The organism is Acetomicrobium thermoterrenum DSM 13490, assembly GCF_900107215.1.
Lineage (GTDB): Bacteria > Synergistota > Synergistia > Synergistales > Acetomicrobiaceae > Acetomicrobium > Acetomicrobium thermoterrenum.
This window is the reverse complement of sequence record NZ_FNPD01000005.1, coordinates 124,658-140,395: the sequence shown is the minus strand read 5'-3', so window position 1 is coordinate 140,395 and position 15,738 is coordinate 124,658. Positions and strand designations below refer to the sequence as shown.

14 protein-coding genes are annotated in these 15,738 nt (G+C 49.7%); 7 read left to right on the top strand and 7 right to left on the bottom strand.

Annotated elements, in window-relative coordinates; translation table 11 throughout:
- Positions 1–78: 78 nt before the first annotated feature.
- Genes BLU12_RS05555 through BLU12_RS05540 form a run of 4 tightly spaced genes read right to left on the bottom strand, consistent with a single transcriptional unit; the run spans position 79 to position 2,980 of the window.
- Positions 79–777 carry an amino acid ABC transporter permease gene (locus BLU12_RS05555; RefSeq protein ID WP_200778720.1) on the bottom strand — a complete coding sequence of 233 codons (699 nt, stop codon included), beginning with the start codon at positions 775–777 and terminating at the stop codon, positions 79–81.
- A gap of 3 nt (positions 778–780) precedes the next feature.
- The gene (locus BLU12_RS05550; RefSeq protein WP_091461178.1) at positions 781–1,539 is read right to left on the bottom strand and encodes an amino acid ABC transporter ATP-binding protein; all 759 of its coding nucleotides are present in this window, start codon (positions 1,537–1,539) and stop codon (positions 781–783) included.
- A 10-nt stretch (positions 1,540–1,549) separates the two neighbouring features.
- Positions 1,550–2,215, bottom strand: a complete 666-nt coding sequence (locus tag BLU12_RS05545) for an amino acid ABC transporter permease (protein WP_091461174.1) — start codon at positions 2,213–2,215, stop codon at positions 1,550–1,552.
- Between the two features lie 30 nt (positions 2,216–2,245).
- Positions 2,246–2,980, bottom strand: coding sequence for a basic amino acid ABC transporter substrate-binding protein (locus BLU12_RS05540; protein WP_091461173.1), 735 nt, complete (start codon positions 2,978–2,980; stop codon positions 2,246–2,248).
- 509 nt (positions 2,981–3,489) lie between these two features.
- Between BLU12_RS05540 and BLU12_RS05535 the strand changes: the two genes are divergently transcribed.
- The 3 genes from BLU12_RS05535 to BLU12_RS05525 are packed head-to-tail and all read left to right on the top strand — an operon-like array spanning position 3,490 to position 7,027.
- The gene (locus BLU12_RS05535) at positions 3,490–4,866 is read left to right on the top strand and encodes an alanine/glycine:cation symporter family protein (protein WP_091461171.1); all 1,377 of its coding nucleotides are present in this window, start codon (positions 3,490–3,492) and stop codon (positions 4,864–4,866) included.
- 21 nt (positions 4,867–4,887) lie between these two features.
- On the top strand, positions 4,888–6,645 hold the full coding sequence (locus BLU12_RS05530) for a phosphodiester glycosidase family protein (protein ID WP_091461170.1): 1,758 nt from the start codon (positions 4,888–4,890) through the stop codon (positions 6,643–6,645).
- 22 nt (positions 6,646–6,667) lie between these two features.
- On the top strand, positions 6,668–7,027 hold the full coding sequence (locus BLU12_RS05525; RefSeq protein WP_091461168.1) for a 4a-hydroxytetrahydrobiopterin dehydratase: 360 nt from the start codon (positions 6,668–6,670) through the stop codon (positions 7,025–7,027).
- A gap of 26 nt (positions 7,028–7,053) precedes the next feature.
- On the opposite strand, the gene nhaC is transcribed toward BLU12_RS05525, so the two are convergent.
- The 3 genes from nhaC to BLU12_RS09940 all read right to left on the bottom strand — a co-directional run bounded on the left by nhaC (position 7,054) and on the right by BLU12_RS09940 (position 10,651).
- Entirely contained in the window at positions 7,054–8,565 is a 1,512-nt protein-coding gene (nhaC, locus tag BLU12_RS05520) for a Na+/H+ antiporter NhaC (RefSeq protein ID WP_091461166.1), read from the bottom strand.
- 411 nt (positions 8,566–8,976) lie between these two features.
- Positions 8,977–10,338, bottom strand: coding sequence for a magnesium transporter (gene mgtE / locus BLU12_RS05515; protein WP_091461164.1), 1,362 nt, complete (start codon positions 10,336–10,338; stop codon positions 8,977–8,979).
- A 154-nt stretch (positions 10,339–10,492) separates the two neighbouring features.
- Positions 10,493–10,651, bottom strand: a complete 159-nt coding sequence (locus tag BLU12_RS09940) for a hypothetical protein (protein ID WP_159428508.1) — start codon at positions 10,649–10,651, stop codon at positions 10,493–10,495.
- Positions 10,652–10,929: 278 nt separating this feature from the next.
- On the opposite strand from BLU12_RS09940, the gene BLU12_RS05510 reads away from it, so the two are divergent.
- The 4 genes from BLU12_RS05510 (at position 10,930) to pdhA (ending at position 15,731) form a co-directional block, all read left to right on the top strand.
- The gene (locus BLU12_RS05510) at positions 10,930–12,132 is read left to right on the top strand and encodes a dicarboxylate/amino acid:cation symporter (protein WP_234945485.1); all 1,203 of its coding nucleotides are present in this window, start codon (positions 10,930–10,932) and stop codon (positions 12,130–12,132) included.
- Positions 12,133–12,400: 268 nt separating this feature from the next.
- A complete protein-coding gene (gene lpdA, locus BLU12_RS05505; RefSeq protein ID WP_091461160.1) occupies positions 12,401–13,795 on the top strand; it encodes a dihydrolipoyl dehydrogenase in 1,395 nt (464 codons plus the stop codon).
- A 6-nt stretch (positions 13,796–13,801) separates the two neighbouring features.
- Complete coding sequence (gene lipA, locus BLU12_RS05500; RefSeq protein ID WP_091461158.1) at positions 13,802–14,650, top strand: lipoyl synthase; 849 nt, start codon at positions 13,802–13,804, stop codon at positions 14,648–14,650.
- 121 nt (positions 14,651–14,771) lie between these two features.
- Positions 14,772–15,731 (top strand): pyruvate dehydrogenase (acetyl-transferring) E1 component subunit alpha, encoded by a 960-nt coding sequence (gene pdhA, locus BLU12_RS05495; RefSeq protein WP_091461157.1) that lies wholly within the window; start codon positions 14,772–14,774, stop codon positions 15,729–15,731.
- The last annotated feature ends 7 nt before the right edge of the window (positions 15,732–15,738 follow it).

The window sequence follows — 15,738 nt, the reverse complement described above, 5'->3', positions numbered from 1 at the left end:
TTGAAGAAGAAAAGAAAACCCCTAAAAGCCTTTAAAAAAGCTCTAGGGGCTTAGGGCATATGAATTTTGGCAAAAAAACTAGCGCCTTGCCTTGTCGTAACCGAAGCCGGGGATTTGGACCTTTTGTTCTATTTTGCCGACGATCCAGGTGGCTGCAAGCACTATCACAAGATAAATGATTGCTACGATGAGGTAGACCCTGAAGAATTGGTAGTTTCTGCTTGCGATGAACTTTCCCTGGGTCAGAAGGTCGGGTGCGCCTATTATGTAGGCGATGGAGGTGCACTTTAAAAGATATATGAATTCGTTCATCCAGGCCGGGATGGACCAGCGAATGGCCTGGGGAAGGACTACGTAAAATATGGTCTGCCATTTGCCCATGCCTAGGGAGTAGGCTGCCTTGAATTGGTCTTCGCCTACGGCCTCGATGGATCCGCGGGTGTACTCGGCCTGGTAAGCTGCCGAGTTGAGGATAAAGCCCAAAAAGGCCACGGATACGGCGGATAACCTGATCCCGTAAGGCGGAAGAGCGAAGTAAAGTATGAAAAGCTGTGATAACAGAGGAGTGCCCCTGATCAGCTCAACGTAAGCTGTGCATAACCAGGAGAGGGGTCTATTGCCGAAGCTTCGACCCAGGGCAAGCAAAACCCCCAGTATTGTGCCGAAAAACATGGCGACGATAGCAAGCTCGAAGGTGAAGGCAAGGCCCTTCATTAACGTGCCGAAGTTGGAGATGAAGATGTCGACGATCAGGAATTGCCTTAAAAATTCAAGCACGGTCTATTCGCCGCCTTCCCCGTAAAGATCCTTGAGCTTAAAGAGAAATTCCCTCGTTCGCTGATGCTCGGGCTCCCTGAACATCTTTTCCGGAGGGGCCTGCTCGACTATTATGCCCTTTTCTATGAAAATAATCTCGTCGGAGACGGAGCGGGCAAAGCCCATCTCATGGGTTACGACGAGCATCGTCATCTTCGATTCGGCAAGCTCTTTCATGACGGCCAGCACCTCCCCAATCAGTTCCGGGTCAAGTGCCGACGTCGGTTCGTCGAAAAGCATTAGTATCGGCTCCATAGCGAGCGCCCTGGCTATGGCGACGCGCTGTTTTTGCCCTCCCGAAAGTTGGGCGGGGTAAAGGTCTTCTATTCCCGTTAGTCCGACCCTGTTCAGCTCGTAACGGGCCTTTTCTACGGCCTCTTTTTTGGGCATCCTTTTCACTTTGGTCAGGCCGATCATGACGTTTTCCAAAGCCGTAAGGTGGTGAAAGAGCCCGAAGTCCTGAAATACGTAACCAATCTTCTGGCGCACGGCGTTTATATTCGTGCACCTTATGATTTCCGTGTCCTCGAGCCATATCTCGCCCTCATCGGGGACGACGAGGCGGTTTACGGACTTAAGCAAGGTGCTTTTTCCCGTGCCGCTGGGACCTATGATTACCTTTGTTTCGCCTTTGTTCAGCGTGAAGGAAACTCCATCGAGGACGACCTTGTCCCCGAACCTCTTTTTTACGTTTACGACTCTAAGAAGCGGTTTACCTGCCATTTTGACCTCTTTACACTCCTATCCCGGGGATCTTAAGTTTGTTTTCGAGCTTTTTTAAGAGCCTCGCCACGCCGAAGGTCAAGACGAAGTAAATGCCTGCGATGGCAAGGAAGATGGGCAGCGGTTCGTATTCCACCGTGATTATGTATTGTCCTTGTCTAAGGAGCTCTACTACGCCTATGGCGTAGGCTAAAGAAGTGTCTTTTAATATGATAGCGTACTCGTTTGCGAAGGGCGGGATGAAGGCCCTCATCGCCTGGGGGAAGATGACGTAAATGAAGGCTTTGTATTCGCTCATGCCGAGGGAGTAGGCGGCAGTCAGCTGGTCCGAGCCTACGGACATAAAGCTTCCTCTGAAAATTTGGCCCATGTAGGCGGCGGCACGAAGCCCCAGGGCGACCACGGCTGCGTAAAAGGGGCTCAATCTCAAACCGATGCCCGGCATGCCGTAAAAGACTAAAAGCAGCAGAACAAGCTCCGGTATGCTCCTGAAGATCCTGTCGTAAACGGCCACCACAATGCGAAGGATCTTGCTTCCATAGGTCTGACAAAAGGCCAAAATTAAGCCCAAAATAAGCCCCATGGCCACAATCAATATAGTTAGTTTTATCGTTACAAAAGTCCCTTCCAACAAAGTTGGGAGGGACTTTTGTATTAAAACAAGAGCATCAAGCAAGGAAATCCCTCATTTATTCGCTAATAAAGGCTAAAAGTACTTCTTTAAAAGCTCGTCCATCTTGCCGCTCGTCTTTACTTCCTCAAGCCCCTTGTTCAGCTTTTCGAGGAGCTCCTTGTTGCCTTTGGCCACGGCAAGGCCGTATTGTTCGCCCGTGATTATTTCCGCCACCATGACGACGGGCTTTTCAGCCGCGTACCTTTTGGCGACGGGAGTATCGAGGACCACGCCGTCGACGTTTCCGTTGATCAGGTCCTGAATGGCGAGCACGAAGGTGTCAAAGCGCGTAACCTTGCCCGTTAAAATCCCTGTCTTTTCCAAATTTTCCTCTACCCAGAGGTCGCCCGTGGTGCCCGTCTGGACGGCGATATTGTGATTGCCGAAAAGAACCGTTAAGGTATTGCCGCTGCCTTCTTTGACCAGCAGAGCCTGGTTTGCCGAGTAGTAAGGCTCGGTGAAATCTACTACTTTGGCCCTCTCCTCGGTGATGGTCATTCCTGCAGCCACGATGTCGATAGTGCCTGCGTTAAGCCCTGGGATGAGGGAGTCGAAGCTGATGTCTTGAAACTTCACCTCGAAGCCCTGGCTTTCTGCAATGGCCTTCATTAGGTCGACGTCAAAGCCCACGATTTTGCCCTCCTGAATGTACTCAAAAGGAGGAAACCCGGCGCTAGTGCCTACAACGTAAGTCTTGGCAGAGACAGGAGCTACCGATACGAACAAAGCCAAAGCGATAACCGACAGATAAAATAAACATTTTTTCATTACACGCACCTCCCGACTATACTTACTGATAATTCCCATGAAAGAACAATTCAAACTTCTTAAAGCCCTTCGATGATTTAAATATATATGCAGCTGGAAGTCTTGTCAATAAACTTAAGTTCATGGTCATGGGGAAGGCAGACGATATTTATGAAATATTTTTAATGTAATTTTTTCTTGAATAATTCTCATTTGTCAATTATAGTAACTGTTGTAATGATCAAGTTTACTTTTCAAAGTATCTTGCCCTTAAATTACCCCAAGGAAGGGACGACAATGCCATAACAGAGTGAGATTATTAAAAAAAGAAGTAATACAATGCACAATATATTAAATTGAAATCATTATCCGGTTTATTATCATATCGTCGGTCCTCTCTTTAGCTTTATTCAAAGCCAAGTCCACGAGCAAAAGCGCCCTTGTCTCAGATTTTCTATAGCAAAATCATTTAGCCCTGCAGACCCATGTCGGCCTTTGGTCAAACCTATATTTAAGGAGGTAGCAGAGTAATGGAAGGTTTTATTCAAGCGGTCGAGGTTTTCTCGGCCTGGCTCTGGGGAATTCCCATGATGGCAGTTTTAGTTGTCACAGGTGTCTTTCTCTCCTTCAGGCTTCGTTTCTTTCAAGTGAAGTACATTGGCTACATCATTAAGCAGACGCTGGGAAAGATATTTTCCAAGGAAGAATTGGGGGAGGGGACAATCTCTCCCTTCCAGGCACTGACTTCAGCCCTCGCTTCCACTCTGGGCGCAGGAAACATAGCGGGCGTTTCTGTTGCGATCTATTACGGAGGGCCTGGGGCGGTATTTTGGATGTGGGTGGTGGCTATGATGGGCATGGCCACCAAGTTTACCGAGACGGTGCTAAGCCTTAAATACAGGGAAAGAAACGAGGAAGGAGAGTACGTTGGTGGGCCCATGTACTACATGACGAAGGGCCTTGGTTGGAGATGGCTTGGCATATGGTTTGCCCTGGCTTTCATTGTGGAACTTTTTTGCAGTATCATGGTGCAGTCCAATTCCATTGCCGGTAACATGGCGGAGTCCTTTGGCGTTTCCGAATACCTTGTTGGGTTGGGCGCCATGTTGTTCGTCGGAGTCGTGGTCATAGGCGGGATCAAAAGAATAGGAAAAGTTACGGAAAAGATGGTGCCCATTATGGCCCTTCTTTATACCCTGGGCGTGGTGATAATCATAGTAATGGAGATAGACAAGCTGCCTTCCGTAATATGGCTCATCTTGCGAAGCGCCTTCGTTCCCATGGCACCCATTGGCGGATTTATGGGGGCGAGCCTGGCTGCCGTTTTAAGATGGGGTTTTGCGAGGGGCGTTTACTCTAACGAGGCGGGCATGGGGACCGCTCCCATCGCTCACGCTACGGCGAGCACCGACCATCCTACCAGACAGGGATTGTGGTCCGTGACGGAAGTAATACTGGATACGCTCGCCTGCACTGCTACAGCCTTTGCCGTTCTCATCTCCGGCATATGGACGAGCGAGATAGCGGCCGTCAACCCCTCGAGCCTGGCAGCTCTTTCCTTTGGCAGGTATTTCGGAAACTTAGGAAGCGGCCTTGTCGCCTTAAGCCTCTTTCTTTTCGTCATAACCACCGTTTTGGTGTTAGTATTTTACGCTGAAAAACAGGTGGAGTTTCTCTTCGGCCTGAAGGCCGCAAAACTGTCGAGGTACGTCTACATTGCTGCCATATACATAGGTGCCGTGGGCGGGGCCAAGGTGCTCTGGCATTTCCTCGATATCAGTCTGGCCATGATAGTGATACCGAACGTGTTGGTTTTACTCCTGCTTTCTAAAGAGGTTGTGGAATTAAAGAATGAATTCTTTTATACTGGCGGCAGGTACTATTTGAAGGACAAGACGAAAGGTTAAAACCTAAGGGGAGGCGAAGCCGTGGGAGCATCTAAGAGGCTTCGGGTTGCGTCTTTTATTTTTCTTGTGTGCATTATAGCGGTTGCGCACGTTGGCGGAGCCAGCGCAATTTCGAGGGGCGAAGTGGTCTATGAAATAATGACGGCTCTGGACCTGCCGGTGGTGCAGGACGGCGCCGGCTTTGCTGACGTCTCGAAGCTCACCCTTCACGGAGAGTCCATTCAGGCAGCCAAAGCGCTAGGAATATTGCCGCCCTTTGAACATTTCTATCCAACTTTGGACGCGACGAACGCCGAGGCCTTGATGTTTGCCCTTCGCGCCCTCGGTCTTTTCAACGAGGCCGAAATATTGGACAAAATATGCGAGTTTGGCGAAAAAGAGGATGTTCCGCCCCATCTTACGGTCTATCTGACCATGGCCGAAGCGATGTCTCCAAAGGCACCTGAACTGTTTTCAAACGAACCTGCAGCCAACGTTAGCCGAGAAGGCTTGAATTCCCTCGTAAGCTGGCTGAAAAATTGCAAGAGGGGATTTATCTTCGAAAAGACCCTTGAAGAAGGACCCATCGCGGTGACGATGCACAGGGAAGGTGTAGGGCGACCTCCGAAGCTGTGGCTCGTGTTGATAGACGAAATTCCCTTGAACGCCGAAGCTCGTGCCCGAGATCTATCGGACTATTTGAAAAATCTGGGATTTCCCGCATTCATCGTGAAGCAGGAGTGGGCCTATTTGGTCACCGTCGGGCCCTTCATAGATTACGTCAAAGCCCATGACGTGAAGGCGCGCCTCCCCAAAGGCATGACGGCCTCCATAGTTCCCTACAACGGCTCCGAGGAAAGCCCAGCTCTTTATTGGGTTTGCCTTTCCTACGACGCCACTTCAGAGACGGGGAAGATAGCCCTGTCCAGCGCTCATTTCGGGACATTTAAACCTTTAAGCGAAATGGCCAAGGCGACGGGGGCGAAGGCTGCGGTAAACGGAGGCTATTTCAGCGGAACGAGACCCATTGGGCTCGTGCTGACCGACGGAGCTATCTCTTACATGCCCTACAGAGGCAGGACCGCCATAGGCTGGGACGACAGCGGAAAGGTCTATATCGGACAAGTCGAAGCAGCAGCAAAGGTAGTGGTGGGATCGAAGGCGGAATTCGCTCTAGATGGCGTGAACGTGTCGCCGAGCTATCACGGCATAAGCGTATATAGGCCGGAATTCGGCATGGAGGTTCCCAAACTGCCCTCCGATGCCCTGGAAGTAATGGTGAGGGAGGGGAAGGTGACTTGGAAGCAAAGCGCCGCTACGACAAAAGGCCACTATATCCCGCCCGACGGTTTTTTGCTCGTTGCCAGGGGCAACAGCAGGCAGTACTTCGCAAACGTGGTATTGGGAACGGAAGTTGAAATAAAATCAGCTCTTGTCCCCGAGGAGTTTAACGGCGCAAAGTGGGCTTTTCAGGCAGGGCCGCCTCTTTTGCGCAACGGAAGAGAGGTCTATGCAAACGAAGGTTTTAAGCCGAGTTTCACCGATAAAAGACACCCTAGGACGCTTTGGGGATACGACGGAAGGCGGATTTACTGGGTTGTGGTCGATGGCCGCGACCCGTGGCACTCCAGGGGCATGACCCTGTCGGAGTTGAGGGCCCTTGCCAAACAATTCGGCATGAAAGAAGCCGTCAATTTAGATGGGGGAGGATCATCCGGACTTTGGTGGAAGGGTGCTTTGATCAACCACTCGCCCGGCGGCAGGGAAAGGCCCCTTCCATATATAATTTATCTTGAATGATTCTCTGCGGGAGGTGTAGGGTATGGAAAAATTGACGAATCAAAGATGCGTACCCTGCGAGGGAGGCATTCCTCCCATGACAAGGGAGGAGGCCGAAGAATATTTGAGCCAGGTGCCTTCATGGAGAATCGTGGAGGATGAGGGCATTTTTAAACTTAATAAGACCTTTAAATTTAACAACTTCAGGGAATCCTGGCAGTTTTTCGATAGAATAGCTGAGCTGGCCGAGTCCGAAGGACATCATCCTGACATATCGGTCCACTATAACCGCGTGATCGTAACTTTATTCACCTATGCCATAAAGGGACTGTTCTTAAATGATTTTATAATGGCTGCCAAGATAGAGGAAATCCTAAAGGAACTCCAAAAAGGCCACCGGTAAGATGGTGGCCTTTTTCTTTTCGTAAACTATTCGGTTATTATGTCGTCGTCAGTATCCTTGCGCCAGAATATGAACTTGCCCATGGCCGTCAGAATTATGGCCACTATTGGGTTGATGTAGTTAAAGAAGGCGAAGGGCGCGAACTCAAGGGTAGGTATGCCAAAAAGGCTCGCATGATAGGCGCCGCAGGTGTTCCATGGTATTAAAACGGAGGTCAGTGTGCCGCTGTCTTCAAGAGTTCTCGACAGCATCCTGGGGTGCAGCCCCATCTTGTCGAAGGCAGGTTTGAACATCCTTCCGGGAAGCACAATTGCCGTGTATTGATCGCCAACCAGGAGGTTTGTGGCAAAACATCCGATCATGACGGAGACGACCATTCCCGTAACGCTTTTAACGTGTTTCAGTATTGCCTCAAGCAGCACCTCGAGAAAGCCGCATCTTTCCATGACCCCGCCGAAAGAAAGGGCACAGAGTATCAAAGAGACCGTCCACATCATGGAATCCAAACCGCCCCGTTCCAGCAGGCTGCTCAACATTTCGCTCACCTGTCGGGCAAGCTCGGGATTGACGTCAGTAACGCCTTTGGCTGCAAGCATAGAGGCTATGGCCTCCGGGCTTGCAGCTTCCGCTATTTCAGCGCTTAAAGCCGGCACGTAGCCGTAGTGGATCGCAGTGACCATGGTACCCAGGCCGTTTCCCTGAAGAAGTATCATGATGCCGCCCAAAACGACGCCGGCGAACATGCTGGGAATGGCAGGAAATTTCAAAGCTGCCAAAGTTATTACGACGAGGGGCGGTATGAAACCAAGTAGGCCTATGTCGAATTCGGCAGCCAAAAGCTTTTGAAAGGCCTCGATCCTCGACGTGTCAAGAGTGCCGCCGGCAAACCTGAAGCCAAGGACGATAGTGATGATTGCCACGATAATGTAGGTAGTCATCGTGGTGGAAACTAAGGCACGGATGTGGCTGAAAAGGGTGGTGCCAGCTACTGCAGGTGCCAGGTTGGTCGTGTCGGAAAGGGGAGACATCTTATCCCCGAAATATGCTCCGGAGATGACCACGCCCGCGGCAAGAGGCATGGAAACGCCAAGGCCGGCTGCAATGCCTATCAAGGCGAGGCCTACCGTTCCGGAAGTGCCCCAGGAGGATCCCGTAGCCAGGGACACGATCGAGCAGATCAAAAGCGTAGCAAGCAGAAAGATGCTTGGAGACAGGATGCTCAAGCCGTAATAGATGAGCGTCGGGACTATCCCGCCCTGTATCCAGGAGCCCACGATCATGCCGACAATCATTAGAATGAGGATTGCCTGCAGTCCTATGTGGATGCCCCGAAAGATTCCCTCTTCGATGTCCTTCCAGCTTATGTGAAGCAGGAAGCGCCCAATGAGGCACACAAAAGATGTTGCGATCACGATGGGAATGTGAACGTCAACCCCCAAAGCCAGGACGCCTATGCCTATGCAGGCAAAAGATACCACCACGGCGACGACAGCCTCAAGCAACGTCGGCTTTCTCTGTCTTCTTCCGCCTTCGTCCATTGTCAAAATTCCTCCCTTCCATGATTAAAAGATCATGATATATTTATAAGTTTAATTATAAATTAGCCAATGTCGTTATACAAGACAAATATTTCTAAAAAATAGATATATTTAAAATATATTATTAATTAAATTTTATTATTTGATTACAAATATACAAAGGTTCAAATATGTTCGCCACGCCTAATTTTATGACAATTATCATAGGATATTTAATTTGAAATAGAATAAAATTATATTATTTTGTCAGCATGAATTATAATAAAGAATAATTAGTATAACTCAAGAACATAATATATTAATAATTCGATAGCAGGGTATATCAAAAAAGTAAGTCCTGGACGAATAAAAAAAGCACGAACATCCCTCTGTCCGTGCTTTTCAAAGTTCCCATATATGCATTCGAAAATCCTATCCGCCTAACTTGAGCAGCTTTATGGCAATGTTGAAGTAAACCATCAGCGACGTGATATCCACCACGGTGGTTATAAGGGGGGCGGAAAAGACGGCCGGATCCAGCCTGAAGGCCCTCCCGACGATGGGAAGTATGGCACCGATGGTGGAGCTTACGATCAAAACCACCGTTACGGTTACGGCGACGACAGCTGCGACGCCAGTTGAACCGCTGACCGTCCAGGCGAAGAAATACCCGATCGTTCCCATCACGATTCCGATGAGGGCGCTTACGCGAAGCTCCTTGAAGAGTATGACGGCTATGTCCTGGACCGTGATCTCGCCAAGGGCAAGACCCCTTATGATTAAAGAAGAAGCCTGGGTCCCGGAATTGCCTCCCACTCCCGCAAGCAGGGGCATGAAAAAAGTAAGGGCCACGACGCTGCTTAAAACTCCCTCGTAATGTTTCAGGATGTTGCTCGTCACTGCCTGTGTTGCGAAAAGAACAACGAGCCAGCCGATGCGCTTGCTGAAAAGCGTCGTCAGTGTCGATTCTAAGTAGGGCAGGTCTAAAGGTTGGCTTCCACCCAGCCTGTGGATGTCTTCAGTGTCCTCTTCCTCGATGACATCCATGATGTCGTCGGCCGTTATGACGCCTACGAGGCGACCCTGTTCGTTCACCACTGGCAGTATCATGAGGTCGTACTGGCTCATGAGTTTGGCAGCCTCTTCCTGGTCCGCCGTAGCCAAAACCGTTATGATGTTGGTGTGCATTACGTCTTCAATCTTTGTCTTAGGCTCGTTTAATAAAAGCTCCTTCAGTGAGAGGACGCCGACAAGCTTGCCCACGGCATCTACGATGTATATGTAGTTTGTCACGCTTTGTTTTCTGCCGACCTTTCTGAAGTGTTCTATCACCCGCTCTATAGTCCAGTATTGCCTGGCCTGGATGTAGTCCAGGGACATTATGCCCCCGGCGGAATCCTCGGGATAGGACATGAGAAACTTTATGCTTTCGAGGTACTCCCGGGGTATCATGGCCATGATCTCCTGGGCTTTGTTTGGGTGTATGGCCATAAGCAGGTCGGCTATAGCATCTCGCCCCATGGCGGCGATTATCTTGCTTGCTGACTCTTCGTCTAGATGATCGAGGAGCCTGTATTGGTCGTCGAAATCAAGGTGCTCCAAAGCCTCAGCTGCTGCCTCCGGCAGAGTGAGAGAGAGGATGACGAGCTGTTTGGACTCTTCGAGTTCGTCCAAGAGCGCACCAATCTCGTAGGGGTGAAGCTCCTCCAGATAAAGGCGCAAAGCTTCCAGGTCCTGTTTTTCGAGCATTTCTTCGACCGTTTCCTTGAAGAAATCGATGTTTCTCTGTTCCATGCAAATCACCTCCCAGAGAGCTTTTTTGGTTAGAGGGCAAAAGAATACGGAGGCAACATTACGTTGCCCAAGCCGATTGCCCAGGGCCTTCAAAGGCTGCTCTCATCTTATCGGAAGGTTCTGCCGCTTATTTGGAAAACGCTTTGAACGGAGGCTATCGAGAGTATCGAGAGGCTGAAGCTGTCAAAGCGGCGGCAGTGTAGCTGCGACCTTCCGAAGGAAGAAGAGCGCGCTTGAGGCGATGTCCTTCATTTAAAAACGTAACTTCATCCTTTATTGCACTGTACCGACGACTACCGGGTCCAGCGTCCACGCACTGCCACCACCTTTCTTGTGAATGGAATTCAAAAAACCGTAGTTAGCCTAACATATATAATGAAATTTTGCATCCCCCTTACCGTAAATATTTTGATAGCTCTTCCTGACATGTATACATAGACAAAGAGACTTTGCGTATATAATATACATGTAATTATGGAATAAATACACATGCGGAGGTGATTCATGAGGTTACAGCAGGTCGGATCGGTTGTGTAAGCTTTTTTTTATTCATTTAAGTTATCTTTATAACAAATGATAGGAGGTCTTTTGATGTTTAAGAGGATGGGCTTACTGCCAAGGCTGATCATAGCCATTATTTGCGGTATATTGATCGGGAAATATTTTCCCCAGTGGTGTGTCGGGCTTCTTGCCACCTTCAACGGCATTTTTGGAAATTTCCTGGGGTTTGTCATTCCCCTCATTATCCTTGGTTTCGTCGCCCCCGGCATAGCAGATCTGGGCAAGGGAGCGGGAAAGCTCCTTGGGATGACGGTCGCGTTTGCCTACGGCTCTACTATACTGGCCGGCCTTTTTGCCTTCTTTGTCGGGACTAATATTATGCCTAAGATAATCAACTTCGCCTCCAACATAATGGCCACCAACCCCGAAGAGCACCTGTTGCCCCCTTATTTTGTGATCGACATGCCGCCGCTCATGGGCGTGATGACGGCTATTCTGCTGGCTTTTATCCTCGGGATCGGCATATCCGCGCTGAAGGAAAAAACCCTCTACAACGTAACGGTCGAATTCCAAAAGATCGTGAGCATGGTCATTGCTTACGTGGTAATTCCCCTGCTTCCCTTTCACGTGGCGGGCATATTTGCGAACATGACCCATGCGGGAGAAGTGGGCAGGATAATGTCCGTTTTCGGCAAAGTTTTTCTGCTCGTCATCGCTTCCCATCTCATATTAATAATTGTCTATTTTGCCATAGCCTGCACCTACGGAGGCAAAAACTTCTTTCAGTGCCTTAAAAACCAGATCCCCGGCTATGTTACTGCTTTAGGAACGCAGTCATCGGCTGCTACGATTCCCGTAAATGTCCAGTGCGCCGAAAGAAATGGCGTTTCCAAGGCGGTAAGGGACTTCGTCATACCCCTTGGCGCCACCATACATCTGGCAGGTTCTACGATAACGATCACAATGTGCTCCCTGGCAGTCATGATGCTTCACGGAACGCAGTTTACCTTTGCCTCCATGGTCGGCTTTATTGCCATGCTTGGCATTACCATGGTCGCTGCACCCGGCGTTCCCGGCGGAGCCGTGATGGCTGCCCTAGGCGTGCTAGAAAGCATGCTCGGCTTTAGCGAGGCCCAGCTCGGCCTCATGATAGCCCTTTACATCGCCCAAGACAGCTTCGGAACGGCCTGCAACGTCTCGGGAGACAACGCTATCGCCATAGTCGTCGACAAAATCGCCTCTAAGATGAAGATGGGGGTAAGGCGAGAGGAATCGCAGTTTGCGGGAAAGTAACGACCTGATTACAGAATTAAAAGTTGCACACTACGGCCATGTAAGCCCACGAGGCTGCATGGCCGTAGTGTTTTTGTCTGGAAATAGGAATACCTTGACAGGTTTATCAACTGCACTATATTATAATTGATGTAGTGCTATACTATGCTTATATATTGTTATAACATTTCTTAAATTTCGACAACAGGTTAAAAACTGTAATATCATGAAACATATTTCTGCTAAATCGTCGGTGTATTTGATTCTAAGCTGCAAGGGGGAACGGATCGTGGCGGACTTAACAGTCATAGGAGGCGGACCTGGAGGATATGTAGCCGCAATAAGGGCAGCCCAGCTTGGATGCAATGTCAGGCTGATTGAAGGGGAAAAGGTAGGAGGTACTTGTCTCAATAGAGGCTGCATACCAACCAAGGTCTTGCTTCATGCCGCAGAGCTTAAAAGCAACTTCGATAGGGCCCGGGATTACGGCTTTTCGGTCAAGGAAAGTACTTTTGATTGGAAAGTGCTCATGGATCGTAAGGATGCTACCGTAAAGCAGCTCACCGATGGCGTGGCTACGCTTTTGGAATCGTGGGGAGTAGATGTAATTTACGGAGAGGCTTCGTTCGTCAATTCTAAGGAAATCGTCGTGAAAAACGGCAATGGCACTTCAGAATTAAGGTCAGACAGCTTCATCATAGCGACGGGTTCAAAGCCCTCTATGCCCCCGATTGAAGGTCTGCAATGCCGAAACGTCTTAACCAGTGATGACGTATTGCAGATCCAAGAAATTCCTTCGTCGATGCTCATAGTTGGCGGCGGCGTGATAGGAATAGAGTTTGCGACCCTTTTTTCAGGCCTAGGCTGCCACGTCACGGTGGTAGAGTTTTTGCCGAGGATATTGTCAAACATCGACGAGGAGATGGCATCTTACGTGCATGAGATTTTATCGTCAAAGGGGATAACCATTCACGTAGCTGCCAAGGTAACGAAGATCGAGGAAAGGGGAAGTTCCCTTGTCGTCTCGGTTCAAAAAACGAGCGGAGAAAATATAACCGTGGAGGCAGGACATTTGCTCCTGGCCTCAGGTCGCGTTCCAAACACTCAAGCTTTAAATTTAACGAACGCAGGAGTCGAGACGGAGCGTGGCCGAATTAAGACAGATAAATTCATGAGGACTAATGTGCCCAACATCTACGCGGTAGGCGATTGTACGTCTCCTTACATGCTTGCCCATGTTGCCATGGCCGAAGGCGAAATCGCGGCAGAAAACGTTGCTGGCGGTATGCGGGAAATGGATTGCTCCGTCGTTCCTGCCTGCATATTTACCTCACCGGAGTTGGCCTCCGTGGGGATGAGCGAGCTTGATTGCCAAAAAGCGGGTATCCCCGTAAAGGTGGGACGGTTTCCCATGGTCGGCAACGGAAGGGCATTGACGTTGGGTGAAGCCGAAGGAATGGTAAAGATCGTAGCGGACTCAAGGTACGAAAAGGTATTAGGCGTACACATATTGGGTCCTAACGCTACGGAGCTGATATCTACGGCCTGTATGGCCATGAAGCTGGAGGCTACCGCCGATGAGATAGCCCAACTTATAGTTGCCCACCCCACCGTAGGTGAGGCTTTGAAGGAAGCGGCTTTGTCCGTTCAAGGTAGAGCTATACATCTTCCAAAGGAAGGGTAACGATAGATGAATCAGGTATTTCCGGAGTGGCTTAAGATACCGGCGCCTGATGAAGAAAGCTTAAGTCAAATGCAGGACTTAATAAAGGGCATGACCCTTCATACTGTCTGTGAGGAAGCCTTATGTCCCAACGTCGGGGAGTGTTTCAAGTCTCGAACGGCCACCTTTTTGCTCATGGGAGACGTATGTACCAGACATTGTAACTTCTGCGCCGTAAGACACGGAAACCCTTTGCCATTAGACCCCGATGAACCACGACATATCGCTGAGGCGTGCAAAGCCCTTGGCCTTAAATACGTGGTCTTAACCTGCGTCACCCGAGATGACCTATCCGACGGTGGCGCATCGCACATGGCCTTGGTGGTGAAGGAAGTAAAGAAATTAAACCCCGGCGCTAAAGTAGAACTTTTGACCTCCGACCTGGCGGGCAACAGGGATGCCTTAAAAACCTTACTTGAAGCTCCTTTAGACGTCTTAGCCCATAACGTTGAAACTGTCCCTTCCCTTTATCCGGCCGTTAGGCCGCAGGCTGACTACGAACGGAGCTTGGCCTTGATTGAGATGGCAAAGACCATTGCCCCGAAGGTGCTGACAAAATCGGGGATCATGGTCGGCCTTGGCGAGACGTATGAAGAGGTAATAGAAGTAATGAGCGATTTGATATCAGTAGGATGTGATATACTTACAATAGGACAGTATTTACAACCCTCTTTATCTCATCTTCCCGTGAGGGAGTTTGTGCCTCCAAAACAATATCAAATGTACGAGCAAAAGGGCCTCGAGCTTGGGTTTAAGTATGTAGTTGCCGGCCCACTGGTGAGGAGTTCCTATAGGGCTGGTGCCTATCAGCCTTAGGGGTGTCGTCTCGATAAAATATCACTTAGAGATAGGGGGTGACAGATCAAGGTCAGGTTACCGTTAGCTTAATTAAACAACATTATGAGAGAAGCATTATGAGAGAAGGAGGTAGGATATCATGGCTATTGAAAGGGAAACATTGCAGTGGATGTACAGGAACATGCTCACTATAAGATATTTCGAGGAGCGAGTGGCGGAGCTTTTTGCAGCCGGAAAATGCTTCGGTTTTGTGCACCTTTACGTAGGCGAGGAGGCTGTGGCCACGGGGGCGTGCGCAAACCTGCGTAAGGATGACTATATAACCAGTACGCACAGAGGACACGGGCATCTGATTTCCAAGGGCGGAGATCTCAATCTCATGATGGCTGAACTTTTTGGAAAGCGTACGGGATATTGTAAGGGTAAGGGCGGATCGATGCACATCGCCGATGTGGAGCTTGGGATACTTGGGGCCAACGGCATAGTGGGCGGCGGATTTCCCATTGCCGTGGGTGCAGGCTTTACGGCTAAGTACAAGGGTACCGATCATGTGGCGGCCTGCTTCTTTGGCGACGGATCATCTAACCAGGGGACGTTTCACGAAGCGTTGAACATGGCATCGATTTGGAAGCTGCCCGTCATATTCATAAACGAGAACAACTTCTACGGGATCTCACTATCGCAAAGGCGGTCGATGAATGTGCCCGATGTGGCAGCCAGAGCGGCGGCCTATAACATTCCCGGAGTAGTTGTCGACGGCAACGACGTGCTCGCCGTTTATGAGGCAGTCCAAGAGGCAGTAAAAAGAGCTAGGGCCGGAGAAGGGCCAACATTAATTGAGTGCAAGACCTATCGTTACAGGGGGCATTTCGAGGGAGATCCGACCGTCTACCGCCCGGAGGAAGAGGTCCAGGAGTGGAAGAAAAAGGACCCCATTCCGCGATTTGAGGAGAAGCTTGCACAGATGGGGATCATGACCGAGGAACAGATGAAGCAGGTTCGTGAGGAGATCGCCAGCAAGATCGAAGAAGCCGTGAAGTTTGCCGAAGAGAGCCCCTGGCCTTCTCCGGAAGAAGTCTTGGAAGATGTGTATGCGTGAGCGAGAG

Coding starts and splice junctions, on each gene's coding strand:
- mgtE (WP_091461164.1), bottom strand. CDS start 10,338: ATGGAACAGAGAAACATCGATTTCTTCAAGGAAACGGTCGAAGAAATG.
- BLU12_RS05525 (WP_091461168.1), top strand. CDS start 6,668: ATGGAAAAATTGACGAATCAAAGATGCGTACCCTGCGAGGGAGGCATT.
- lipA (WP_091461158.1), top strand. CDS start 13,802: ATGAATCAGGTATTTCCGGAGTGGCTTAAGATACCGGCGCCTGATGAA.
- BLU12_RS05550 (WP_091461178.1), bottom strand. CDS start 1,539: ATGGCAGGTAAACCGCTTCTTAGAGTCGTAAACGTAAAAAAGAGGTTC.
- BLU12_RS05540 (WP_091461173.1), bottom strand. CDS start 2,980: ATGAAAAAATGTTTATTTTATCTGTCGGTTATCGCTTTGGCTTTGTTC.
- BLU12_RS05535 (WP_091461171.1), top strand. CDS start 3,490: ATGGAAGGTTTTATTCAAGCGGTCGAGGTTTTCTCGGCCTGGCTCTGG.
- BLU12_RS05510 (WP_234945485.1), top strand. CDS start 10,930: ATGTTTAAGAGGATGGGCTTACTGCCAAGGCTGATCATAGCCATTATT.
- nhaC (WP_091461166.1), bottom strand. CDS start 8,565: ATGGACGAAGGCGGAAGAAGACAGAGAAAGCCGACGTTGCTTGAGGCT.
- pdhA (WP_091461157.1), top strand. CDS start 14,772: ATGGCTATTGAAAGGGAAACATTGCAGTGGATGTACAGGAACATGCTC.